The organism is Streptomyces sp. NPDC001828, assembly GCF_042892175.1.
GTDB lineage: Bacteria > Actinomycetota > Actinomycetes > Streptomycetales > Streptomycetaceae > Streptomyces.
This window is the reverse complement of sequence record NZ_JBIATV010000018.1, coordinates 113,340-135,237: the sequence shown is the minus strand read 5'-3', so window position 1 is coordinate 135,237 and position 21,898 is coordinate 113,340. Positions and strand designations below refer to the sequence as shown.

Genomic DNA, 21,898 nt, shown 5'->3' with positions numbered 1-21,898 from the left:
CGACGGACCGGCCGTTTCGATCGAAACGGCCGCACCCCGTAGTCAAGGGGTCCTACTCCTCAGCACACCCTGATCCGCTGCTGCCCGGCCCGGATGGTAACTCGGTAGTCGACGTCTGTGTACGCGGGCCAAGGGCCGTCCACGATCGGCCAGCCCAGTTCCTCGAAGGTCCGGTCCTCCGCGCGCTGTCCACGCATCTTCATGAAGGACACGCCCGTCACAAGCCGGCCTTCGCCACCGCCTTCCCCGTCCGCGACGAGGCGTACGAGAGCGTCGTGGCCGAAGGGTCCGTACAAGGGCGTGAGAAGGATTGCCCCCGCCGCTGCCTGGTTGAGCCAGGACTGAGGGATCTCGCGGACGGCCGCGGTGGAGATGATCCGGGTGTACGGGGCGCGGTCCGGGTGGCCGTACTCCCCGTCGGCGGCGAGCACGGTGGGGCGGAGGCCGAGGCCGGCGAGTCTGTGGCGGGCGCGATCGGCGAGCTGCTCGTCGATCTCGATGCTGACGAGGTTTCCGGGCCGAACCCGTTGGGCGAGGAGCGCGGTGCTGTACCCGGAGCCGGTGCCGATCTCCAGAGCGACGTCGTCGGGGCCGGGGTCGAGGTGGTGGAGCATGTCGACGACGACGGCCGAGCATGACGCGGCGCTGGTGAACGGCGCGGCCGTGGGCCCGTCCTCCGGCCGTACCGCGCCGTCGGCGACCTGCGTGATCAGGGAGGCCTGAGGCCGGTAGACGCCCCTGAGCCAGGCCCGGGGCCGCTCGTGACGGTCGAGCACGTGATGGAGCCCGTCGTCGCGCGGGAAGGGCCACCACACCTGATCCGGCACGAAGTATTCGCGCGGCACCTTCAGGAAGGCCGCGCGCAGCCACGGCCGGTCATTGAAGTGCCCGACCGGTCGGCCGTCGAGCTCGGCCGCGCAAGCGGCACGCAGCTCGACGGCGAGATCTTCCAGCGGTTCAGGAGGGGCCTCAGTCATCGTCGGGCTCCGGCTCCGGGGCCGGCATCGGATTTCCCGGGTCCCCCGGACTCGACGAAGGCCCGCCTACCTGACCGTCCTGATCGCCCCGGCTGCCGCCCATGACGCCTCCCTGCCTACGTCGATTCGCGCGCCTAGGAAGCGCGCCCGCTTCCGCCAGGGGACCATCAACTCGGTTCGCACGCACGCGACTTGCAGGATCTGCACCCGCTCTGTACGCCTACTCGGATGAGCCTCTACCGTGGGCGGGCCGCTGGACGCCGTCTTCGTGAACGCGCCCCTGCGCGACTACCGTCTGCGGCCCAGGGTCAACGACTACACGCTGCCTGTCCTGGGCCTGGGCTACATCGCCACCTTCGCCAAATCAAAAGGATTCAACACCGGCGTCCTCGATGCCGAAGCCCACGGGCTCGGCCTCGAACAGACCGCGGCCCTCATCAACGCGGCGCGGCCACGGTGGGCGGGCTTCAACCTGCTGGCCCCCACCTACGCCATATCGGCGCGCATCGCCTCGCTCCTGGACCCCACCGTCCTGGTCATGGCAGGCGGACACCACGCCAAGGCCGCCCCGGAGATGGTGCTGCGTGACGGCCGGTTCCGCAGCCTGGCCGCCCTCATCCTCGGTGAGGGCGAGACCCGGGTCGCCGCCCTCCTGGACGACGTCGGCCGCCGCGCCGAGATGCCCAAGGTTATGTGGTGCGACCGGCTGCTCAACACCACCGCCTGCGGCATCCCCGACCCGAAAGAAACCGTCCGCTGGCTGGCCCCCGACATCAACGAACTCCCCTTCGTCGACCGGTCATTCCTGCCCCAGGACCCCTACCGGGCCGACGACGGCCGCCTGGAGGCCAACCTCGTCTGCTCGCGCGGCTGCCCGTACGAGTGCGGGTTCTGCGGCGCCGCGGCGAGCATGAACACCGACGTCACCATCCGCACCCGCCACCCGCTGAACATCCTGGCCGAGGTGGACGCCCTGCACGACGCGTACGGCGTCACCGCGTTCCGTGCCGTCGACGACCTGTTCCTCGGCCTGCGGCGCGTCATCCACCCCGCCATGGACGTCTTTACCCAGGCCCGGGTCGGCGAGCGGTACGTGTGGGACGCCACCGGCCGCATCAACGTCCTGGCCCGCGAGGACGACACCATGCTCGCAACCCTCGCCCGCAACGGGCTGCGCGAAGTCGCCCTCGGCATCGAATCCGGCTCGGACCGGATCCTCAAGGCGATGGACAAACGGATCACCGCCGACATGACCCTCACGGTCACCCACCGCCTGCTGGCCCACGGGATCAACGTGAAGGGCTATTTCATCCTCGGATATCCCGGAGAGAGCCGCAGCGACATCGCCGCGACGATCCGCCACATCCACGACCTGTGGAACCTCTCCGACCAGATGCCGGGGACCTTCCGCGCCAGCGTCTTCACCTTCCGCCCGTACCCGGGCTCGCCCATCTGGGACAACCTCGTCAGCCAGGGCTACGACCCGCAGCAGATGCAGTCCTACAGCGACGTCGACCTCACCTCCCAGGGCGCCGACGAGGCGATGCGCGGCCGCGACGAGTACCAGTTCACCACTGGCCTCCAGTTCGGCGAGGTTCCGCTGCCCGAACTCGACCAGCACCTGGTCGACCTGATGCGCGAGCAGTACCAGCGCAGCCACACCCCGGAGGCCGCCGCATGACCGCGGGCCTGTTCATCACCGTGGACGGCCCCGGCGGCACCGGCAAATCCACCACCATCCAGCAGACAGCACCGCTGCTCACCGCCGCCGGCCACATCGTGCACACCACCACGCAGCCCTTCCCCAACCAGCTTGGGACCACCGTGCGTGCGATGGCCAACGAGATGCAGGGCCGCTCCCTCGCGCTGGCCGTCGCCGCCGACCGCTTCCACCAGCTCGACACCGAAATACAGCCGCACCTCCACGTCGGCCACACCGTCCTTCTGGACCGCTACCTGCCCTCCACTCTGGTCCTGCAACGCCTCGACGGGCTGAGCGTCGACTACCTGCTGACCATCAACCAGCACCTGGCCGTCCCCGACCTTGCGGTCATCCTCCTCGCCGGCCCCAACACGATCCTGGCCCGGCTGGAGAAACGCGGAACCAAGCACCGCTTCGAGCTCGACCCCAAGAGCACCCTGCGCGAGCTGGAGCTCTACCAGGAAGCCATCCCACTCCTGGCCCATCTCGGCTACCCCACCGTGACTATCGACACCACGCACCTCACCCCTGCGGGCGTCGCCCAGGCAATCACCCGCGTCACACCCGCCCCGGGCGATACCGTCAACACGACCGCTCCTTCGTCGAGTTAGAGAATCCGAGACCATGAGCGACAGCACTTCCACCGCCACCGCGCCGATCACGGACGTCCACGTCATCGTCCGCAACGGACAGGAACTTCTCCTCTCGCAGCGCGGCGGTCCCTACGGATACGGCCAGTGGCACCTGCCCTCCGGCAAGCTCGAACATCAACAGAACGAGACTCCCGCTGAGGCGGCCTCGCGCGAGCTCCGCGAAGAGACAGGCCTCGATGCCGACCCCGAGACCATGACTCTCCGGCACACCGTCATCCACCACCAGGGCGACGGCACACCGGACCGTCTGGGGTTCTTCTTCGAGACCACCAAGTACGCCGGCGACGTGGTTAACCGGGAACCCGACAAGTGCCTAGCGCTGCGCTGGTTCGCCGAACACGACCTGCCCGACAACCTGATCCCCTACCCCGCCGTCGGCCTGAACGGCAGCCTCACACAGCCCGGAGGCCTCTCCTACCACGGCTGGCCCAAGCACTGAGCACCCGCCTCTGGACCTCGGTCGATCGGTTCTGGTGCGAGGCGTGGGTCTGGCACCAGATCCGTCTGCCCGTTACAACGGGCAGTTGGTTACTGCGCCCTGGTTTGCCGGGGTGTTGGTGCCGGCGCCGCCGTCGACCTTTCCTTTTGCGGTGTTGCTGGCGCCGGTCTCCCCGAGGATGCCGCCGTATGTGATGAAGCCGGGCTCGCCTCCGGTCACGTTGATCCTGTCGTCTCCGGGGGGCCGTACACGCGGCCTTCGTCACCGGCACTGCCGGTCCCGGACACCCGTTCCTGTGCGCTCTCTACCGGCCGCTCCATCTCCCATCCGGTGCGGGTGGTGTGGCGGTCCCGCTCCTGCTTCGCTGCTCGGGTCTCCACGGCCTGGCAGGCGAGTTGGGCGAACTGGTCCTCGCGGGCAAGGAGCCACGCGTGGACGGGGGCCGCGGCGGGCTGGGTGAGCAGCCCGGCGATATCCCACAGCAGGCGATGGCCGACCTCAACGGCCTGGGCCAGTTCGGGAGTCTCGTGGTCGTCGGCGGCCTGGATGATCTGGTGGCAGCCGATGAAGCGCAGCATCTCCCGCAGACCGGCCTCGTCCCGGACGATCCGCACGTGCGCCTGGGCCCGCGCGTCCAGGCACCCGGGCACATGCTCGGCGAGCGCCGGGATGAGCAGCATCAGGGGCACCCCGACATCGGCCGGCAGTCCCTTGGCCATCGCGGCGCCCACCCAGACCAAAGAGAGAAAGGCGGCGAGCGCGGTGGTGCTGGTGACCCAGAACCGGTAGCGCGCGTCGAAGTAGATCCGCAGAGGCGGACGCCGAGTGAGCCAACGGCCGGCCAGCCGAGCGGTATGGGACGGCCTCGGTGGCAGCACGGCGATCCGCAGCGGTGCCACGGGGACGTCCTCGGACAGAGGGGCCGGCCAGCGCAGCCATCCCCACTCGGTGCGCTCGTCGATTCGGGTGAGCTCCTGCCCGCGGTGGGCTTCCCGGCGGTAGCCAGGGCCTCCGTCGAGGGCCGCGGCCGCAAGCCGGGCCTGGGTCCGCTGGAGTTCACGGTGCCAGCGCCCCGGGTCAGTGATGAAGGGGCGCAGCCCCGGCTCCGGCAGGGGGTGGCGGGGTTCGATGGTCATGATCTCCTCGGTCCGCTCGAAAGGGGCGTGCGTGTGATGGAGGTTCAGGTGACGCTCGGCGACGCCGGATCCCCCAGGGGTGCGGCGGCGAGGGTGCAGGGGGTGCAGCGGCCGTCACTGTCGGGGTGGGCGCGGCGCGGGGTGGGCCCGGTGCAGGTGGTGCACGGCGGCCAGTCGAGGCAGGCCGGGCAGAGATCTTCTCCCGGTGCCGGGCCGGGGTTGCCGCAGGCGGCGCATTCGACGAGCGCCCGGCGGGCGACGGCCTCAGCCGGGGATCGGCCGGCGGCTTGCGCCCCTGTCCGCTCGCAGACGGTGAGCCCGGCGGAGTGGGGTGTCGGGGCGCTCTGGGCGGCGCGGAGCCGGGCGGCGATGATCGCGGCAACCGACGTACGGACCGGGTGGGGCAGCGGGCGGCCGGCGATGAGGTGCTCGAGGTGCTCGGCGCTCCAGCCGTTTTCCAGAAGAGCGGTGGCGATCTGCCCCTGGTCGCGGAGCGCCGATCCGGTCAGCAGCAGGTTCGGGGATCGCATACCGATGGCGAGCAGCAGCCGGACGCCCGCGGTGGCCTCGATCCGCTCCGGCGCCTCGGGCGTCCCCGTGAGGGCCGGGGTGTCGTCGTTTTCGCGCGTGGGCGCGGAAGGGACGGACGGATGGACGGGGTTGGTGTTCTCCTTGTTGGTCTTCTTTCTCTTGGTGTTCTTTGGTGCCGGATCAGCCAGACCAGGGTTATCCCATGCTGGATTTCCCGTCATGGGCTGCGACCTGCCCGTTTGCGGCACCAGGACGGTGGAGGCATCCCCCAGCAGGTCATACAAGTGCGCGGGCATGTCGGTGATGGCATAGACGGTCTCGCCGAGCGTCCCATCCCCGTTCCGCTCACGGCCGCGGGTCAAGTAGCCGTACCGCTCGAGCTCCTTGAGGCCGCTGTTGACCGCGTCCCGTCCGTCGGTGGCACACCTGGCGAGGTTGGCCACGGTGACCCGCCAGCCGTCCCGGTGAGTAGTCAGCAGCCCGAACAGACCCTTGGCCTTGAAGCTGACCCGCGGGTCACGGAAGAGGGCGTTGGAGATCTGCGTGAAGCGGTCCCCCGCCATCGCGCCACGGCGAATTCCCGCCCCGTAGCCGCTCATCGAGCAGCTCCCGCCGACGGCACGTCAGGCCGGCGAATTCCGGAGCCCGTAGTCGGTGAGGCGGTGATCTCCGCGATCAGCGGCGAGGCGTCGTGCGCATGTTCCATGCCGTGAGTCCACCCGCGCGCTCCCGCCGGACCGCCGACCGGATGCCCCCACCAAGCGTCACGATCCGATGACGTTCCACACCGCGCACCATGGAGGGACCGGTGGAGGGACCCTCCACCAAGGGCGCACCAGAGGAGCAGCCCGGCGGCGGTGCCGTTCGTCGGCGTGGTGGCGTTGATGCGGCTGAGCGGACAACGCGAACCCGCCGTGTTCCGCCTACGGCTGGGCACGGCTCCCCCACCCCAGGATGACGCAACCCACTGACGGCGCCGAGCAGCGCATCCGGCTCGCCCCCATGGACCGGCGACCCGGGCGGTGCGCAGCCGCGGGGTGGGTGGCCCCGGTCGCACGCGGTCCGCTAACCGCGCTGCGCACCGCCGGATGCGCGCTGGCAGTGGACCGGCGCGGCATCCTGGCGGCAGTTCACACTCGGTCACCGGCTCTGCTCACCGTGCGCAGCCATCTCCTCAGCTCAACACCCCGCCATGTCGCGGGGGTGCGCGGTGGCCCACGGAGGAAAGCGCGAACCGCCGACGGACTCGACCGGCGGCCACACGGCGTCCGGCACGGGGCCCGCGGCGCGCGCCGGTGGCTGAACGGTCAGATTCGCTGTGGAGAGAACCACAAAACCGTGGAGGGGGCTATGGAGGGGTCCCTCCATAGCCCCCTCCACGGTTTTGTGGCCGCTTCGTGACCGTGGAGGGGGCTGATCGGTCGGCGGATCGGTCGGGGCTGGCGGGTTTGGTCCAGGTAGCAACACACCGTCTCTACCTGGGAGTTTCACATGTCTCCTGCGACACAGTCCTCGGGCGGCCAGGAGCCGCCGATGGCTGCGGGGGTCGCCCTGGCCCGGATGCGCCGTCAGGTCCGGATCGGACGCTGGGGGGTGTGGGTCGCACTCGCGTGCGGCCCTCTCGCCCTCGCAGCGGCGGCCCTACGGTCGCCCGTCGCACCCGCTGAGGCCGCACCGGCGCCGTCGAGCAGCACGATGCGCACACCGCCGGCCGCCGATCCGTCCGGGTATGCCGAGCTGTACCTGGCGGCCTGGCTGCGCAGCACCGCCGGCGACGAGAACAGTGCGCAGGCACGCCTCGCCCAGGCACTGGCGCCATCGGTTGCGCTGCCGCGGCCGGAGGGTGCGCAGCCGGTGCTCGAGCGCGCGGTGGCGGTGCGCAGTGCGCAGCGTGAGGGCGGGCAGTGGTCGGTGACGGTGGCTGCGCAGTACGCCGACTTCTCGGTGCGCTACTTCGCGGTGCCCGTCGTGGCCGGCGCGGACGGGGGCTCGTTCGCGGTCACCGGGGCACCCGGTCAGGTGGCCGGCCCCACGACGGCGAAGGCCCCGGAGCCGGCATACGGGGTGAGCCTGCCGGCGAAGGGGGTACTCACCGCCACCGTCGCCGAGTTCCTGCGTGCCTATCTCACCGGGCTCGGCCAGGTGGACCGCTACCTGGCTCCGGGGGTGCGGCTCGCGGCGTTGTCCGGAACGTCGTACACCGACCTTCAGGTCGAGCAGGCGAACGCTGTCGAGGAGTCGGCGGCCGCGGAGAGCGTTCCGGCGGACGGCACGAAGGCCCGGGTGCAGGTCCAGATCAAGGCCCAGGACAAGACTGGTGCATGGCCGCTGGCGTATGAGCTGACGCTGACCGCGCGGGCCGGCCGCTGGGAAGTCTCCGCGTTCGTCACCGCTACGGGTACGGGTACGGGCGGAGGCGGCCACGCGTGAACACGGCACACTCCCTGGTCCTGGCCGGGAAGCTCGACGATCTCGGGAACTCGTGGATCGACATGTTCACCACGTGGGGCAGCCGCGGGCTCAAGGCCGCACTGATCGTGATCGTCGTCGTCTACATGGTGCAAAGGTTCTCCATCAAAGCGGGCATCGGGGCCCTGCTGCTGATGGCGATCGCGCTGGGCATCTACTCCTCCCGCGACGACCTCGCCGCGACCTTCACCGATCAGATCAAGAACCCCACCAAGAAGTCGGCCCCCGCCATCATCGTGCCCGTGCGGCCCCTCACCGGCGCGTCCCCGCAGAGTGGGGGTGAGCTGTGAGCGCGAGCGGTGCCGCGCCCCGCGTGGCGCGCTTCTACACCTCGGCCCGACGTCACCCGTGGGTGCTGGGGAAGGTCGCCGACTTCAAGATTCCGCTCGGCCCCTACACCCCCGCGCAGATCGCGGTCGCCGGCGTCGGCGGGCTGCTCCTGGTCGAGACGGTCACGTGGTGGTCCTGGCTGGGTCCACTCCCGCTGGCCGCGTGGGTGGTGGCGATCTGGATGGTACGCCGCCCCAAGTTCGCCGGACGTGCTCCGCTGCCGGCCCTGGCCGGATGGCTGACCCTGCTGGCGCAGCCCGCCCCCGGGCGCATCGGCGGCCGCGCGGCCCGCGACCGTATGCCGCACCGGGTCTTCGGTGGCTTCGTCATCGAGAACCTGCCGTCCCACCTGCCCACCCCCCGCCCGGTGACCCCGACCCCTGCGCAGGCTCGCCGGCCGCGGCCGGCAGCGCGCCATCTGCCGGAGGCGTCGCTGCGCTCTGCCTCACCCGCGCAGCGGCTCCTTGCCCAGGCGGCCGCACGCCCCATCGAAGGGAGCCGGCCGTGAGGGTGCCGATCCGTCATCTCGCCGGTCACCTGCTGTGGTCCGCCCAGGGCGGGGTGTGGGCGGTCTACCGCCTGCATCCGGGCCCCGACGAGCAGGGCCTGCACAGCGAAACGGTGCAGGGCACCTACATGACCACCCAGGTCCGCGACGAACTGCTGTCCAAGGCAACCAGCTTGGTGCGCTCGCTGTCCGGGGCACCACGGCTGTACGGGCTGTGTGCCCAGGTTGATCCAGGCGAGATCGCCCTGCGCATGCTGGACGGCGTCGACCCCGGGGCGGGCAGCGCCGCCCGGCACAGCGGCCAGCACCCCTGGGCCGAGACCACCGAGTCCGCGCTCAGTCTGCTGGAAGGACAGGAAATGCACCGCCGCACCCTGTGGCTGGCGGTGCCGCTCACAGCCGAGACAGGTCCACTCGCCTGGGCCGGCGGCCTGGGGGCGATGTGGGCCGACCTCTCCAGTCAGCTCGGGCTCACCCCCGCTGCGGTCAGCGCCCGCGAAGTCAACGCCTACCGCCGCCAGGCCGAGCACATCGAGGCCCAGCTGTCGGGTGCGCTCGGTTTCCGTCCGGCGCGCCCGGCGGAGGTCGTGTGGATGCTGCAGCACGCACTGCGCCGCGGCCTGCCGGAGCCTTTGTTGAGCGAGGCGGAGTCCAGCACCCTGTACGGCGGCCGCCTCCGGGCCGGCGAGCTCCGCTCCCCCAGCTACGCAGACCTCGGTCAAGTCCGCCTCCACGAAGGCGGACCCGATCCGTTGGATCACACCCCCGGCGCCTGGCACGACAACGATGAGACAGGCGAAGAGAGCAGCCGGGCCGGGCGCGGGTCGTGGTGGCGCCGGGGAGGCGACTCCCCGCTGCTGCGGCGGTGGCTCCAGGTCGAGACCGAGGACGGCTGCGGCTACCAGGCGCACCTGGCGCTGGCCGAGTGCCCCAAAGCGGTCCGGGTGGAGGCCGCCGACCTGCTCGCGCAGCTCGAGGGCCTGGCCTTTCCCGTCGACTACTGCGTCGACCTCACGCTGGTTACCGCCGACAAGGCCAAGGCCCAGGTGCAGCGGAAGAAGAACGAGCTCGTCGACCAGGCCGAGCAGTACGACGTCCGGCCCACCGGTATGCCCCACACGGTGCCCGAAGCCGTGCGTGATCTGAGTGAGGAGGACGGCCGGCTGTCGCGCACCTCCATCGAGGTCGAGGTCCAGTCGGTGACCGTCCTGAGCGTGTGGGCCGCGCGCGCCGCGGACTGCGACGCCCGCGCCCGGGCTCTTGCGGCGCTGCTGGCGGGAGCGGACTACCGGGCGGTGCGCCCGGCCGGGCTCCAGGAAGCTCTCTTCACCCTCGGCCTGCCGGGCACCGTACGCCCGCACGCACTGCGGGAGTTCACCCAGCACCAGGTGTCCGAGGACTGGGCGATGAGCGGCGCGCTCACCCTCACCGAGGCCGGTGACCCCAACGGGATGCTGCTCGGCTTCGACCAGGACACCGGCACCACCCGGCCGGTGCTGCTGAACATCGCGGATGCCCCCAAGGCCGACGCCTCGGCGTCCTTCGCCGTGAGCGGGGATCCCGGTGGCGGCAAGAGTGTGCTGCTGAAGCTGCTCACCCAGTCCACCGTGGACCGTGGCGGGCGGGCGATCTGTATCGACCGCACCCCGCTGCGCGAATGGGCCACCTTCGCCCGTGCGGCCGCCCCGGGCCGCTGCCAGATCATCGACGCCGCAGCGGCCGGAGTATCCATCGACCCGCTGCGCATGTTCCCCGGCACCGCACAAGGCGCGCACTACGCGCTGAGCTACCTCGCGCTGCAGCTGGGCATCGGGCCGATGACCGCGGCCGGCGGCGTCCTGCACCGGGCCGTCGAGCAGACCGCCCAGAGCGCCGCCCCCTCCATGCACCAGGTGCTCGAACACCTACAAACGATGGCGGACGAGGTGGGCGGGTCCCGGCGGGAAGCGGCCGCCACGTTGGTGGACCTGACGCGGATCGTGTCCTCCAACCCGCTCGCGCAGATGGTGTTCGACCCGACACTGCCGCCGGTCCGCCTGGAGCAGGACCTGGACTCGGACCTCATCGTGATCACCACCGCCGGGCTCACCCTGCCGCCCCAGGAGGCCTTCGCCCACCCCGAGGTCCTGCGCCAGCAGCCCCTGGAAGCCCTGATCGGTCGGGCGGTGCTGTATCTGATCGCGGCGCTCGCCCGGCAGACCGCGTTCGCCGACCCGGCCAGGTTCTGCGCCATTGTCGCGGACGAGTTGTGGTGGCTGACCGGCTCCGCCGAAGGCACCGCTCTGATCAGCGAGATCCTCCACGACGGCCGCAAACACAACGGCGGCCTGTTCGCCGGCGCCCAGGACGAGAAGGAACTCGGCCCGGACCGGGGCCTGTTCGCCTACCGCGCTCTGTCCCGCACCCAGGACGACAAGACGGCCCGCCGCGGCCTGGAGTTCATCGGCCTCGACAGCACCGACCCCGAACTCCTGCGGATCGTCACCACCGACCTGTCCCCCCTCCGTGACAAGCGCAGAAAAGGGGAGATGCTGCTGACCGCGCCGCGCATGAACACCTGCCGCGTCAAGGTCGCCATCCCCCGCCTGCACCGCATCCGCTCCGGCATCACCACCACCCCCGGAGACCAACCCACACCAGCTCCCACCGAGGCAACGACGGCCAACGCGCCGAAGGAGCACGTGGGATGACCGGCAATGAATGGGACCGTTCCCGCAGTCGTGCCCATATCGTCGGCGCGCTCGCCGTCGTGGCTGTCCTGGCCGCCGTCGTCACCGTGTTCGCGATCGCGGGCGTACCCGACGCCTGGTGGCCCCAGATCGGCTCGGCGTTCGCCGCCAGCCCTCAGCCCACCTCCGCCAACGACCCGTGCGTCCTGATCACCGGGCTGGCCCACGACTCGTGCGCCCCCTCCCCCACCCCCTCCACATCTAGCTCCGGTGCACAGCCGAGCGGCGCGGGCGCGGCCAACGCCTTCCGGCTCGCCGTGCCCGCAGCCGGGCTGCTCCTCGTGTACGCGGTGCGGCGCAGCGGCCGGCGGAGGCGCTGATGTGGCGCCCAGATCGCGCACGCCTGCGTTCGGGTGGCTTCACGGTGCTCGTCACCGTGGTGTTCCTGCTCGTCAACGCCCAGGTAGCGCATGCCACGCAGAACAGCGGCGGCGACATGCTCTCCCCACTCAACATCACCAGTTCCGAGGGTGTCCCCATCAACGGCTACGAGCTGTCAGCCGAAGGCGGATCCGTCTTTTCGTTCAAGTCGAACGCCTACGCCTTCGTCATGAACGGCTTGTTCACCCTGTTGCGCCTGGTGGTCGGCCTGGCGTGCTGGGCGATCGGTTATGCCTTCAAGTTCCCGCTGCTGAAGATGCTCACCAGTCCGGCGCAGCAGGCTGCCGATGCCTACAACCACGCGGTCGTCGACAGTCTCGGCCTCAAGGGGCTGATGCTGGCCTGGGCGTTCGTGTTCGGGCTGATCCTGTTCGTCCGCGGCAAGACCGGCAAGGGCCTCGGTGAGATCGCGCTGACCCTGGTGATCGCCGGGTTCGCCGCATCCGCGTTCGTGCGCCCCGACTACCTGCTCGCGCAGGGCGGCCCGCTCGCCCAGACCCAGCAGGCCGCCGCCGAAGTCGCCCGCGACACCGTCAACTCCCACTACTGGGGCGGGAAGATCGCCAGCGACCAGGGGCCGTGCGCCGGCATGGCAGGCCGCGGCGAGCTCAAGTGCCTTCAGCTCGAGGGAGCCAAGCCGCTCTCCCCCGCCGAGGTGGCCCGCCCGATTCAGGACTCCCTGACCAACGCTCTGATCGTCAAGGGCTACATGCTGCTGGAGTACGGGCGCGTCCTGGACCCCGCCAAGGACAGCGACAAGAAGGCCTACGCCCTCCACCTCAAGTGGGTCTCCGGCGGCTACAAGCCTGAGAACCAGCCCCAAAAGGGCAAGGGCGACACCTGCGGCCTGATCCGCGGAGTGGCACGCACGTACTGCGAGCAGGGCGCCGCCGGGCAGGTCAAGGGCCCCGATGCCGACACGTTGCCCGCGCTCACCACCGGCGACGCGCTGCTGCAGGCATCCCAGCCCGTACTCACCGAGGAAGACCAGCAGTTCGCCGCGTTCCTCGGGGACCTCAAGGAGCAGGGCGGCCCGGTCGGCAAGGCCTGCGCCCAGTACGCGTCCCAGCCCACCGGCTGGCGCACCGCGGGCGCCTTGATGCTGTTCATCGCGTCCCTGCTGATCTGCGCGATCCCGCTGTCCGCCTCGGTGGTTCTGCTCGGCACCCAGGCAGCCGACGCCGGTGCGGCCGCGGTCGGCGGCGTCGCCTTCGTGTGGGGGATGCTGCCCGGCCCGAACCGGCAGGTCGTGTGGAAATGGATCGCCGTGTTCTTCATGTCGATCGCGGTCATGTTCGTGTGCTGCATGTTCCTGCCGTTCTACGGCATCGGTGTGGACGCCGTGTTCACCGACGGACCCGACCTGCCGGCCGAACGCCTGCTGGTCCTCGACGTCCTGGGCATCGTCGGCCTGGCCTGCCACCGCATCCTCATGCGTGGCATCAGCAGTTTCGGGCAGCGGCTGGCCATCCGGATGCGGTACGCGAAGGTCGGCGGCACTCATCTGCCCGGCGACACCTCGGAGATCGGCGCCGCACTCGCCGTGCATGCCACCGGCGGCGGGTTTGGGATCGGCGGACTGCGCTCCCTTGGACTGTCCGGATCCATGGGGAGGTTGGGCACCCGTCACCGGCTGATGGCGTCCCTGGCGTCGCTGGCTGACGGGGCGGGCATGCCCGTCGATGCCGGCCGGCTGCTGGCCGATGCCGGCGCCGAGTCCTCCCGCGGGCTTGCCCCGCTCGCTCTGGCCGCCACCGGTCTTCGCCTCGGTGCGCGCGGCGGCTGGGGTCTGCTGGTCGGGCGCCGCCCGGACGACCAGGCTCTCGAGCGGTGGCGCAAGCCCACCGCTGACGTGGACAGCGCCGCATCCGAGGCAGAGCACGGCGGCCGCGCCGGAGGCGCGCAGCGCCGTCGCGGGCCCGCGGACCGCTACCGGGATCCCGACGGAACAGTCGCCGACCGGGACTCCGGGACGCTGCTGCACGATCAGCACCAGGACCGGACGCTGCTGTCGACCCGCGCCCACAACCGGCTTGTCCGGCTGCGCGGCTACCGGATCCTGCACCGCGCGGGACGAATCGCGTACGGCTCCAGCTGGGGCCTGCCGGAGAACCTGCGGCGCGGCGGGGAGCACGGCTCGCGCTACACCCACGATGCCCGCCAGCAGGTGCGGGTCTGGGGCAACACGGTGCGCGAGGACAGGCGGGCCTGGGCCCAGGCCGGCAGCAGTGTGACTCAGCGGCTACGCGAGCAGCCCGGCGACCGGGGCGCACCGGCTCCCTTCACCGGCCGGGCCCTGCGGCCGGCGCCCCCGCGCAGCGGACCTGCCGCTGAGCCGTCCGTCGCCCCTGGTCCTCCCCCGCCACCCCCGTCCATGCCGCCGGCGCGGCCCCTCGCCTCCCCACCGCGCCCCGCCGCTCCCCCGACAGCGTCTCCGGCTGCGCCTGCGCCTGCGCCTCCCGCACCGGTGGATCCGGCTGCGCTGCGGCGCCGGATCATCGACCGGCTCGGGGCCGGCGATTCCCCCGAGGCACGCCGCCGCATCCAGGACGAGATGCGCCGCCGCTTCGGCGACCCGGACCCGGGTGGTGACGGCGGATGAGGCTCCACACCCTCAGGCGCCCTCGGCGGCGGGCCAAGTGGGCCGTCCTGATCACGCTCGTGCTGTTCACCGCGGTGTGCTGCGCCAGCCCTTTCACCACAACCCTCAACGCGCTGGCCGCACTGGCCGCCAGCCGCTCCACCACCGGCAACGATCCAGGAGGCGGCACCATCGCCGACATCCCGCCCCGCATGCTGCAGGCCTACCAGAAGGCCACAGCCCTCATCGGGCACGACGTACCGGGCTGCAAGGGTTTGGACTGGCCGGTCCTCGCCGGCATCGCGAAGACCGAGTCCAACCACGCCGCCGGGCACAGCATCGCCGCCAACGGCGACATCACCCCGCGCATCTTGGGCGTGCTGCTCAACGGGTCCGGGGCCGGCGGCAACACCACCGCGGTCGCCGACAGCGACCACGGACGCTGGGACGGCACCGCACAGGGTGAACGGGCCGTGGGCCCCTTCCAGTTCCTGCCCTCCACCTGGGACGACAGCGCGGGCCGCGACGCGAACGGCGACGGCGTCAAGGACCCGCACAACGCCGACGACGCAGCCCTCGGCGCGGCCGTCTACCTGTGCGGCAACGGACGCGACCTGAGCGAACCGCCCCAGCTCCGCTCGGCGATCCTGCAGTACAACCAGTCCGGCGCCTACGCGGACGAGGTCCTGGGATGGATCCGCCAGTACCGGGCGGCCACCAAGGCCAGCGTCGACCTGAGCCACGTGACCGGGACCGCGCGCACCGTCCTCGATGCCGCCCTGGCCCAACGCGGCGTCCCCTACTCCTGGGGCGGCGGCGCCGTCTCCGGCCCCACCACCGGGAGCTGCTGCTCCCCCAGCGGAAAGTCCGGTGCGTCCATCACCGGGTTCGACTGCTCGGGCCTGACCCTGTACGCGTATGCCAAGGTAGGCGTCCGCCTTCCGAGGTTGGCGTCGGACCAGGCCGGGGTCGGCCGGCGCATCCCCGCCGCCCAGGGACAAAGCGCTCTGGCTCCCGGCGACTTGGTGTTCTACGCCTACGCCCCGGGCCGTGATTCGACGATCTACCACGTCGGGATCTACGCGGGGAACGGCCAGATGGTCAACGCTCCCCGGCCCGGGGCCGCCGTGCGTCTGGACGCCGTCGATGCGATGTCCGGCTTCGCGGGAGGGGCACGGCTGCTGTGACCCTTCCACGTACTCCCCCTCGTCGGCCCCGCCCGGTCTGGCCGCTGGCCTTGTGTACCGCGCTGCTGGCCGGTGGCGGTCTGTTCCTGCTGCTCCCGCAGGAGGAATCCCAGCGGGCTGCCCACACCACCGTCACCGCACGGGTACAGCGTTCGCCCCCTGCGACCCGGCCTCCGGCAGCCGCCCCGACTCGCGCCCCGGACTCTGTGCCCCGCAGGTCCGTGGTCCCCGGGGTCGCCCCTTCGGCAAGGTCCGCCACACGGCCGGCTCTCCCAGCACGCGGCGACGGCCCCGGTGGCGACGCCGCCATCCAACAGGTCCTGGAGCAGTCCTGGCCCCACGACCTGTCTCCAGCCGATGAACAGCAGCTCCTCCTGCTGGGCCGTCGGCTCCTGGCCGCCGATGCGGGCGGCGTGGGCCGCGAGGCGTTCCCCTCCCTGTTCCCGCCAGGGGTGCGGAACGTGGTGGTGCCGGCCTTCACCCGCATCCGTATTCAGGCGGCGATCGCCCGCTCCGGCGGCTCGGACCGGGCGGTGGTGCACCTGGTGTGGGCGGGCGGCGACCGCGGCGGCACCTACACCGACGGCCGCCTGACCGACTTCTCCTTCACTCGCACCCCGTCGAAGAACGGAGCCACCGCATGGCAGCCGCTGCCTCTGTCCTGACCGCACAGCCCACCCCGACGGCGTCCGGCCCCGCGCTCGATCTCTTCCACCAGCTGCTCGCCGTCATCGAGTGGCTCACCGACCACGCCTGGCTGCTGCTCCTGGTGCTGGTGGGCACCGCCGCGATCACCGAGCTGGTGCTGCGGCGCATGGCCATGGCTGCCTCTCAGCAACGCATGGCTCTCGACTTGACCCCGGCACGGCACTTCGACCCCTCTCCCGAGCAGATTCTGCGCCGGGGTATCGAGCTGGCCCGGGCCTCCACTTCCATGCCGTGGTGGGCGCCGCGACGCTCCAAGGCGGTGCGGATCCGGCTGCGTGCGGACGGTACAAGCCCCCTCCTTTACCGGATCGAGGGGCCGGCGGGCGCCGAACGGCTGCTGACCACCACTCCCTTCGGCCCCCACGTCAAGGTCACCAAGGCCGCAGCGCTGCCGAACAAGCAGCGGCGTCACGAAGTGCGGGCGGAGTTCATCCTGCGGGGAAACCCGGTCGCCCTGCTGCGTGATGTCCCGCTCGAACCAGATCCCCTGCAGCCACTCGTCGATGCCGTAGCCGATCTGCGCGCCCAGCTCGGCGACCTGGCCGAGGTCTGCGTCGACCTGCAGCGCGCCCCGAAGACGGTGCTCAAGGCGCGCCGGTGGCAGCTGCTGGATGCCGCCCGGCGCAACGAGCGCACTGAGACCGCACGTCTGACCCGCTGGATGCACCGCGATCACCAGAAACTTCAGGACTCCTGGCTCTTCCAGTTCACGCAGGTGCTCAGCTCGGATGGCCGTCGCAGCCGGGAGGGCGGCCGGATGGTCATGACGCCGCCGCAGGTCCGTGTGGATCCCGCGAAGGCCTTCGGCAAGCTCGCCGAGGACAGCCACCTCGTCCGGGTGCAGATCCTGGTGCGCTGCGCTTCCGACACCGCAGGCCGTGCCGAAGCCCATCTCGCCCGGATCCAGGCCGGGTTGGCCGTGTTCGGCGGTTCGGCCAGGTTCGCCATGAGGGGATGGCGCATCGGGCCGTGGCGGCTGGGAGCCGACCGCTGGCCGCACCGGCGTCAGTTCGACCGGCGCTGGGCCGCCGGGCAGTGCCAGCCGCCAGCCGCCAACTGGGTCCAGCTGACCGAGCTGCTGGGTCTGCTCAAGCCGCCCACCGTGCACTGCCGGCTGCCGCTGCTCGCCGTTGATCTGCCGTCGTTCGTTCCGAAGGACCCCTCTCTGTTGTTGCAGGGCTGGTATCAAGGCGCGGACGGCCGGCGCCGCCTGGTGGCCACCCCTACGGCAGAGACCCTCTTCGAGGTCGGTGTCGGCAAGGCGGGCGGCGGCAAGACCGAACGCGCCCTGGTCCAATCGGTCGGATACGCCCATGCGGGCGGCGGTTTCCTGTTCGTCGACCCGCACCGTGACTCCTGGCAGCGCGCAGCCCCTTACCTCGCACACGACCACCTCATGGGCCGCATCGCCCGCATCGACCTGAAAGCCACCGGCCCCCAGTCGCTGATCAGTTCCTGGAACCTGATCGGCATGGACCACGGACGGCCCCGACACGAAGTGGTCGAGGACACCGTCGATGCCTTCGCCAGCGCCTTCGGCTGGGAGGACGCCAACGCCCCGCGCGCCATTGCCATCTTCACCGAGGCACTCACCGCTCTGACGGCGGCCAATGAACTGGCCTGTCAGGCAGGACGACCAGACGACCAAGCGACGGTCTTTCAGGTCCGCAGCCTGCTCATCGATGCCGGATTCCGCACCTGCGCGCTGGCTGCCGTACGCGAGCGCCTGGGCGAGGAGTCGGCGGCCTGGTGGCAGAGCGTGTTCCCCACCTTCCCGGCCGACTCGTTCAACATCCTGATCAACCCGCTCGCCCGGCTTGCCGCGAACCCGGTCACCCGTGCTTTCCTCGGCCAGGGCCAGGGCATCTACAACATCCGCGCCGCCATGGACCGCCGCATGATCGTGTGGGTGTGCACGGCGGGCAACGGCCCGACCGACAAACTGCTGGTGGCCCTCCTCGCCCGCGACCTGTTGCGGGCCGGCCGCTCCCGCACCGATGTCCCCGAGGACCAGCGTGTTCTCTTCCGGGTCTACCTCGACGAGCTGATCACCCTGACCGGCACCGCCGCCGACTCGATCGCCTCGATGTTCGAAGACCTGCGGAAGTTCAAGGTACAGATCCATGGCATGACCCAGCTCCTGGCCCGGCTCCCGGTCTCCGTACGCCAGTCGCTGCTCCAGAACGCATCGACACTGTCGACGACCACCGGCTCCAGAGGGGCCGTCTCGGCCATCACCGAGGAATGGGGCGACCAGCCCAGCGCCACACACGTCGCCCACCTGGACCGCTACGACCACTACGCCCAGTTCACCGTCGGCGGCCGGCGCGTCGGCCCCGTCCTGGTCCACGGCCCGGTGCTGGAGGACGTCTTCGCCGACCTCTACCAGCCCGGCAACCGTCGGGCCCTGGAGGCGGCCGCCGACAAGACGGCAGGGGCACGGCCACTGTCCGAACTGACCGCGCGCGCCGCCGCCCAGCAACAGCGCATCCAGGCCTTCCTCCTCAAGCACACGCCCAGTGCCTCCCCCCTCACCAAGTCCACCAAGGAGTTCCAGTGACCCACCTGCCGCCTACCTCCGACCAGCCGACCGCGCGTCCCTTCACGCCCAGCCCCCACGAGCCCCTGCCCCACCAGCTGCTCGCGGCCGTGGCCCAGCACCGCATGGCCACCACGCAGCAACTCCAGGACCTGCTGCGCCCGCAGGCGGCCCGCCAGACCATCTCCCGACCGCTGAACCGGCTCCACAAGCAAGGGCTGATCGGCTACACGGCCCTGCCCCACTCGCACGGCAAACGCGCCTGGTACCTCACCCCGGACGGGGCCCGCATCACCCGCGACTGGCCCCAGCTACGCGGCCGCCCCCCGTACCCCCTCACGTCGGCCTCAGCCGCCTCCCTGAAGACGCCGCACGTCCTGACTGTGGTCCGCTCCCACCTGGCCTTCGTAGCTGACGCGCGACGGCGCGGCGACGAACACGGCCACCTCGACTGGACCCCCGAGGTCGCCCACGCGCTCGGGGACAGTGAGCGTGTCATCGCGGACGCGCTGATGTACTACGTCCGGCACAACGACGACGGCAGCCGCACCAAGTTCCGGGCCCTGGTTGAGGTCGACCGCGCCACCACCAGCAGCGAGCGCCTGGCCACCAAGCTCATCGACTATGCCCGCCTGCACACCTACACCCCCGCCCCGCCCGGACGCCGCGCCTCCCAGACGAACTCCGGCCCGGCCTGGCAGCGCTGGTACCCCGTCTTCCCCCGCGTCCTGTTCATCCTCACCGGCGCCAGCCCCGTCACCCTCACCCACCGCATCGAAGACCTCCAAGCCATGACCGCCGAACACCCAGCCGTCGCTCACCTCGCACGCACGGTGCCACTCGGCGCCGCCGTCCTGCACGACATCGAACAGCACGGCCCCACCGGACCCCTCTGGACCCCTCTCAACGGACAGGGCGAACGCCGCTCCTGGACCGAACTGTGAAAGTGCCAGCCACTGAACCCGCCCTACCGCCTCAACTACGCGAGAAACCCGGCGAACAACGCTCGCGTCTCCACGCTGCCCCGGCAGTGAGACCCGGCTTCCCCGGCGGCGTCAATGTGCGGCCGCTCCAGCAGCCCCACGGAACCAAGGTTGGCCGGATCTCTCACACAAGCCCACTCCACCTCTCCCCATAGAGGATGAGGGTTCGGGCGTTCCGGCCACCCTCACCAAGCCGGCCCGGCTCCGCAACCAACGCCACTCGTGCCACAGAACAGGGACTTGGCGCATATGCATCAGATTCCACACGCAAACCCACCATCACGGACCGTGACGCCGACAACAGCAGGGACAGTGAAGGGTTTCGGCCTCATCACGACAGTTTCGACCACACGACCTGCGCGGAAATCGGCACGAACATGCACAAACGCACCCCACGTCCATACGCATAGCACTTGGCTCATCTACGGAGAGTGGCGCTACGGTGCCGTCAACAGCAAAAACGGAATCGCCTTGACTCACGCTCCGAGCCCAGCGCCAGAACCCCAGTGGATCCCAAAGAACCTTACGGGGAGGACCAGTTGATCCTCGCACCACGACGTCACCGTCACACGGCCCTGCGCCGGCGGGCCGCCGCCGCCTCAGCCGCAGCCTTGGTCCTGCTGAGCGCCTGCAGCGACAACAAGACCGACCAGAGCGGGGACAAGAACCCCACCACTGCCGTCACACCGTCGACCGCGCCCCGCCAGACACCGCAGACCCCGTCCGCGGATGCCGCCGAGAAAGCGGCCGTCCTCGCGTCGTACAACGCGATGTGGGTGGAACAGATGAAGGCATATCGCAAAGCGGATGCGGCAGGTACCGAACTCGAGAAGTACGCCTCGCTGGATGCACTGGGCAAGTTCCGCATCGACCTGGCACAGATGAAGAAGGCCGGCACTGCGGTGATGGGAGAGCTCGGCCACACGCCTGTAGTGACCTCTCTCAATCTCACGACGCAGACTCCGACGGCGGAGCTCAGCGACTGCATGGATCTCTCCGAGTCGCAGACTATTGACACCCGGGCTGGCAACAAGGTGATCCCGTACCCGACCGCACAACCCATGCGATACATCGCCACAGCCACAGCTGAGAAATGGCCGTCAGGCTGGATGATCACCAAGTTCATTCCCACCGGGAGCCGAAGGTGCTGAGAAGGCTCCTCAGAGCGACACCTATTGCGATGCTGCTGGCCTGGGCGCTCACCGCTGTCGCGCTGGCGGCCGAGGATCCCATCGGCAACGACCCCAATTGCCGGGGGCAATGGATGGCAGTGACAACGTGCGCCCTGGACACACACCGATTTCCATCAGCTCCAGGAGGAAGCGCTCAACGGGCGTCTGCCTCATCAAGCGCCCATGGGGGCAGCGCTCCATCGCCATGCACCTACACGAAGCTGGAACCGCAGCCGCCACCGGAGTCTGTCAACTCCGGAACCGGAATTGGTTGGGACGGCCAGACAACCAAGGGTGCAGTGTTCCAGGTGTTCTGCCCAGACACTGACAGGCTGTCGCTGCAGTGGATCCCAGATGGTGGCCCAGCGACATCCCCTGTCGATCCAGAAGTCGTGGCCCATCGTGCTGTCGACTCGATGAAGCTCGTAGGGCCGGACATCGCCAGCCCTCACTCGGAGCGCACCTACGCGGTCGGGGTGCCGATGTGGTTGTGGGTGAACCAGTCCCCCACCACCTTCGGCCCGAACACCGCCACGGCCTCCGAAGGCGCGGTAGCGGTGTCTGCTAGGGCCAAGGTCGCCTCCATCACGTGGCAGTTCGGCGACGGCGCCACTCTGATCTGCAATGGGCCCGGCACCGTGTACCAGGCGTCGTCCGGTATGAAGCCGTCGCCGACGTGTGGTCACACGTTCGCGAAGTCCTCGGCGGGGCAGTCCGGTCAGAGGTTCGCGCTGACGGCCACGGCGACATGGCAGGTCGACTGGACGGTCACGGCCGGCGCCCGGGACACGGGCCAGTTCACGGAGATCCGACAGTCCCAGACTCAGATCGGAGTCGGGGAACTCCAGGCCGTCGGCAATTGAGCATGAGAGC

19 protein-coding genes are annotated in these 21,898 nt (G+C 70.4%); 15 read left to right on the top strand and 4 right to left on the bottom strand.

The window, feature by feature from the left end:
• Nucleotides 1-59 precede the first annotated feature (59 nt).
• Nucleotides 60-977 carry a methyltransferase domain-containing protein gene (locus ACFYZA_RS36915; protein WP_388494761.1) on the bottom strand — a complete coding sequence of 306 codons (918 nt, stop codon included), beginning with the start codon at nt 975-977 and terminating at the stop codon, nt 60-62.
• A 241-nt stretch (nt 978-1,218) separates the two neighbouring features.
• Between ACFYZA_RS36915 and ACFYZA_RS36910 the strand changes: the two genes are divergently transcribed.
• Genes ACFYZA_RS36910 through ACFYZA_RS36900 form a run of 3 tightly spaced genes read left to right on the top strand, consistent with a single transcriptional unit; the run spans nt 1,219 to nt 3,771 of the window.
• Entirely contained in the window at nt 1,219-2,658 is a 1,440-nt protein-coding gene (locus tag ACFYZA_RS36910) for a B12-binding domain-containing radical SAM protein (RefSeq protein WP_388494760.1), read from the top strand.
• Complete coding sequence (locus tag ACFYZA_RS36905; protein ID WP_388494759.1) at nt 2,655-3,290, top strand: dTMP kinase; 636 nt, start codon at nt 2,655-2,657, stop codon at nt 3,288-3,290. The genes ACFYZA_RS36910 and ACFYZA_RS36905 overlap by 4 nt, the downstream gene beginning before the upstream one ends.
• Before the next feature lie 13 nt (nt 3,291-3,303).
• A complete protein-coding gene (locus ACFYZA_RS36900) occupies nt 3,304-3,771 on the top strand; it encodes an NUDIX domain-containing protein (protein ID WP_189765782.1) in 468 nt (155 codons plus the stop codon).
• Between the two features lie 72 nt (nt 3,772-3,843).
• Here the strand turns inward: ACFYZA_RS36900 and ACFYZA_RS36895 are convergent, their stop codons facing one another.
• From ACFYZA_RS36895 to ACFYZA_RS36885, 3 genes are read right to left on the bottom strand one after another with little or no spacing between them, the layout of a single operon-like run.
• The gene (locus tag ACFYZA_RS36895; protein WP_388494758.1) at nt 3,844-3,990 is read right to left on the bottom strand and encodes a hypothetical protein; all 147 of its coding nucleotides are present in this window, start codon (nt 3,988-3,990) and stop codon (nt 3,844-3,846) included.
• Nucleotides 3,987-4,907, bottom strand: coding sequence for a hypothetical protein (locus ACFYZA_RS36890; RefSeq protein ID WP_388494757.1), 921 nt, complete (start codon nt 4,905-4,907; stop codon nt 3,987-3,989). The genes ACFYZA_RS36895 and ACFYZA_RS36890 overlap by 4 nt, the downstream gene beginning before the upstream one ends.
• A 44-nt stretch (nt 4,908-4,951) precedes the next feature.
• The gene (locus ACFYZA_RS36885; protein ID WP_388494756.1) at nt 4,952-6,037 is read right to left on the bottom strand and encodes a hypothetical protein; all 1,086 of its coding nucleotides are present in this window, start codon (nt 6,035-6,037) and stop codon (nt 4,952-4,954) included.
• An 892-nt stretch (nt 6,038-6,929) separates the two neighbouring features.
• Between ACFYZA_RS36885 and ACFYZA_RS36880 the strand changes: the two genes are divergently transcribed.
• The 12 genes from ACFYZA_RS36880 (at nt 6,930) to ACFYZA_RS36825 (ending at nt 21,888) form a co-directional block, all read left to right on the top strand.
• Nucleotides 6,930-7,868, top strand: a complete 939-nt coding sequence (locus ACFYZA_RS36880) for a conjugal transfer protein (protein WP_388494755.1) — start codon at nt 6,930-6,932, stop codon at nt 7,866-7,868.
• The gene (locus ACFYZA_RS36875; protein ID WP_388494754.1) at nt 7,865-8,197 is read left to right on the top strand and encodes a hypothetical protein; all 333 of its coding nucleotides are present in this window, start codon (nt 7,865-7,867) and stop codon (nt 8,195-8,197) included. The genes ACFYZA_RS36880 and ACFYZA_RS36875 overlap by 4 nt, the downstream gene beginning before the upstream one ends.
• Complete coding sequence (locus ACFYZA_RS36870) at nt 8,194-8,745, top strand: hypothetical protein (protein ID WP_388494753.1); 552 nt, start codon at nt 8,194-8,196, stop codon at nt 8,743-8,745. The genes ACFYZA_RS36875 and ACFYZA_RS36870 overlap by 4 nt, the downstream gene beginning before the upstream one ends.
• Nucleotides 8,742-11,435 carry an ATP-binding protein gene (locus tag ACFYZA_RS36865; protein ID WP_388494752.1) on the top strand — a complete coding sequence of 898 codons (2,694 nt, stop codon included), beginning with the start codon at nt 8,742-8,744 and terminating at the stop codon, nt 11,433-11,435. Before ACFYZA_RS36870 ends, ACFYZA_RS36865 begins: the two co-directional genes overlap by 4 nt.
• Nucleotides 11,432-11,794 carry a hypothetical protein gene (locus ACFYZA_RS36860; protein WP_388494751.1) on the top strand — a complete coding sequence of 121 codons (363 nt, stop codon included), beginning with the start codon at nt 11,432-11,434 and terminating at the stop codon, nt 11,792-11,794. The genes ACFYZA_RS36865 and ACFYZA_RS36860 overlap by 4 nt, the downstream gene beginning before the upstream one ends.
• A complete protein-coding gene (locus tag ACFYZA_RS36855) occupies nt 11,794-14,457 on the top strand; it encodes a hypothetical protein (RefSeq protein WP_388494750.1) in 2,664 nt (887 codons plus the stop codon). The genes ACFYZA_RS36860 and ACFYZA_RS36855 overlap by 1 nt, the downstream gene beginning before the upstream one ends.
• Nucleotides 14,454-15,623: an NlpC/P60 family protein gene (locus ACFYZA_RS36850; protein ID WP_388494749.1), complete on the top strand. Its 1,170-nt coding sequence runs from the start codon at nt 14,454-14,456 to the stop codon at nt 15,621-15,623. The genes ACFYZA_RS36855 and ACFYZA_RS36850 overlap by 4 nt, the downstream gene beginning before the upstream one ends.
• A gap of 206 nt (nt 15,624-15,829) precedes the next feature.
• Complete coding sequence (locus ACFYZA_RS36845; RefSeq protein WP_229861564.1) at nt 15,830-16,288, top strand: hypothetical protein; 459 nt, start codon at nt 15,830-15,832, stop codon at nt 16,286-16,288.
• Complete coding sequence (locus ACFYZA_RS36840; protein WP_388494748.1) at nt 16,264-18,891, top strand: ATP/GTP-binding protein; 2,628 nt, start codon at nt 16,264-16,266, stop codon at nt 18,889-18,891. The genes ACFYZA_RS36845 and ACFYZA_RS36840 overlap by 25 nt, the downstream gene beginning before the upstream one ends.
• A 5-nt stretch (nt 18,892-18,896) precedes the next feature.
• Entirely contained in the window at nt 18,897-19,814 is a 918-nt protein-coding gene (locus tag ACFYZA_RS36835) for a replication-relaxation family protein (protein WP_388494783.1), read from the top strand.
• Between the two features lie 578 nt (nt 19,815-20,392).
• On the top strand, nt 20,393-21,004 hold the full coding sequence (locus ACFYZA_RS36830; RefSeq protein WP_388494747.1) for a hypothetical protein: 612 nt from the start codon (nt 20,393-20,395) through the stop codon (nt 21,002-21,004).
• Between the two features lie 413 nt (nt 21,005-21,417).
• Nucleotides 21,418-21,888: an ATP/GTP-binding protein gene (locus tag ACFYZA_RS36825; protein WP_388494746.1), complete on the top strand. Its 471-nt coding sequence runs from the start codon at nt 21,418-21,420 to the stop codon at nt 21,886-21,888.
• Nucleotides 21,889-21,898 lie beyond the last annotated feature (10 nt).

Coding starts and splice junctions, on each gene's coding strand:
- ACFYZA_RS36915 (WP_388494761.1), bottom strand. CDS start 977: ATGACTGAGGCCCCTCCTGAACCGCTGGAAGATCTCGCCGTCGAGCTG.
- ACFYZA_RS36905 (WP_388494759.1), top strand. CDS start 2,655: ATGACCGCGGGCCTGTTCATCACCGTGGACGGCCCCGGCGGCACCGGC.
- ACFYZA_RS36900 (WP_189765782.1), top strand. CDS start 3,304: ATGAGCGACAGCACTTCCACCGCCACCGCGCCGATCACGGACGTCCAC.
- ACFYZA_RS36890 (WP_388494757.1), bottom strand. CDS start 4,907: ATGACCATCGAACCCCGCCACCCCCTGCCGGAGCCGGGGCTGCGCCCC.
- ACFYZA_RS36885 (WP_388494756.1), bottom strand. CDS start 6,037: ATGAGCGGCTACGGGGCGGGAATTCGCCGTGGCGCGATGGCGGGGGAC.
- ACFYZA_RS36880 (WP_388494755.1), top strand. CDS start 6,930: ATGTCTCCTGCGACACAGTCCTCGGGCGGCCAGGAGCCGCCGATGGCT.
- ACFYZA_RS36860 (WP_388494751.1), top strand. CDS start 11,432: ATGACCGGCAATGAATGGGACCGTTCCCGCAGTCGTGCCCATATCGTC.
- ACFYZA_RS36855 (WP_388494750.1), top strand. CDS start 11,794: ATGTGGCGCCCAGATCGCGCACGCCTGCGTTCGGGTGGCTTCACGGTG.
- ACFYZA_RS36850 (WP_388494749.1), top strand. CDS start 14,454: ATGAGGCTCCACACCCTCAGGCGCCCTCGGCGGCGGGCCAAGTGGGCC.
- ACFYZA_RS36840 (WP_388494748.1), top strand. CDS start 16,264: ATGGCAGCCGCTGCCTCTGTCCTGACCGCACAGCCCACCCCGACGGCG.